Raw genomic sequence first — 1,001 nt, 5'->3', positions numbered from 1 at the left:
GGTTTTCAAAATCCTGCCCCATCAGAATCATCCCGCCCCGGGGTCCGCGCAGGGTTTTGTGCGTGGTGGTGCTCACGATGTGGCAGTGCTGCATGGGGTCGTTGAGCAGGCCCTTGGCAATCAGCCCGGCGGGGTGCGAAATGTCGGCGAGGAGAATGGCCCCGATTTGGTCCGCAATCTGCCGGAGGCGGGCGTAATCCCAGTCGCGGCTGTAGGCCGAGGCCCCGCAGATGAGCAGGCGCGGGCGCTCGCGGAGGGCGGTTTCTTCGACTTTGTCCCAATCAATCAGCCCGGTTTCTTGTTCGACGCCGTAGAAAAAGGGCTGGAAGTATTTCCCCGAAAAATTGACCGGCGAGCCGTGGCTCAGGTGCCCGCCGTGGCTGAGGTTGAAGCCCAGAATCTTGTCGCCAGGGTTCAAAAACGACAGGAACACCGCCGCATTGGCCTGCGCGCCGGAGTGGGGCTGCACGTTGGCCCACACCGCCCCGAAGAGTTCCTTCGCCCGCTCGATGGCGAGGGTTTCCACTTCGTCCACCACCTCGCAGCCGCCGTAGTAGCGCTTGCCGGGCAGCCCCTCGGCGTACTTGTTGGTCAGGCTGGTGCCCATCGCTTCCATGACTTGCTTCGTGACGAAGTTTTCGGAGGCGATGAGTTCGATGCCGTGTTCCTGGCGGTCGGTTTCTTTCTCGATGAGGCTGAAAACGTGGGTATCGCGTTGAATCCGCGAGGCGATTTCGGTGGACATGGGAAGGACGTTGGTGTTGAACGAGTTCGGCGGCAAAGGTACGGCGGGCGTCGGTTAGGCGAAAGTTTTTGCCACCGGGCGGCGTTACTTTTGTGGAGTAAGAATTTTTTGGCGCTGAAACTGTTGTCTGGGATGTCTGAACCGCGATTGGCCTGGATTTTAGGATTTTCTGGATTGAAAAATTCAAATGCAGGAATCAGCCATCCAGAAAATCCTAAAATCCAGGCCAATCGCGGTTCAGACAAGCCCCACATTC

Annotated in this window: 1 protein-coding gene; it reads right to left on the bottom strand. The window is 58.7% G+C overall.

What is annotated here, in order from left to right:
- Window positions 1–745: serine hydroxymethyltransferase (locus tag UH38_RS25785; RefSeq protein WP_144405774.1), on the bottom strand; the 745-nt coding region annotated here is incomplete at its 3' end.
- Window positions 746–1,001 lie beyond the last annotated feature (256 nt).

Source organism: Aliterella atlantica CENA595, assembly GCF_000952155.1.
GTDB lineage: Bacteria > Cyanobacteriota > Cyanobacteriia > Cyanobacteriales > Chroococcidiopsidaceae > Aliterella > Aliterella atlantica.
The sequence above is the reverse complement of the archived record's forward strand: the minus strand, read 5'-3'. Positions and strand labels throughout refer to the sequence as shown.